Origin of the sequence: Neorhizobium sp. LMR1-1-1.1 (genome assembly GCF_040675795.1) — a bacterium.
Lineage (GTDB): Bacteria > Pseudomonadota > Alphaproteobacteria > Rhizobiales > Rhizobiaceae > Neorhizobium > Neorhizobium cellulosilyticum.
Genome location: NZ_JBEGHE010000004.1, coordinates 1 through 255 on the forward strand (window position 1 = coordinate 1; position 255 = coordinate 255).

The window sequence follows — 255 nt, forward strand, 5'->3', positions numbered from 1 at the left end:
CGCTTGCCAGATCACGAGACCCGATACCTTTAAGAACATATCCACAAGCTCCTGACTGCATCGCGGCACGCACGTCGTCCCCGTCTTCTGATGCAGTCAATATTATCACTTTGGTAGCGGGAGCGTTGGCGAGGATAGTTTGGACTGCGGAGAGCCCATTTCCCGGCATCGATATATCGAGCAGAACAGCCTCAGGACAGAGCGTCGCGGCTAATGACACGGCATCGCTCGCCGAGCCCCCTTCTCCGACGATTT

The 255-nt window shown here is 56.1% G+C and carries 1 protein-coding gene; it reads right to left on the reverse strand.

Features of this window, described 5'->3' with window-relative positions:
- Positions 1–253: response regulator (locus tag MRBLMR1_RS08615; RefSeq protein ID WP_500064108.1), on the reverse strand; the 253-nt coding region annotated here is incomplete at its 3' end.
- Positions 254–255 lie beyond the last annotated feature (2 nt).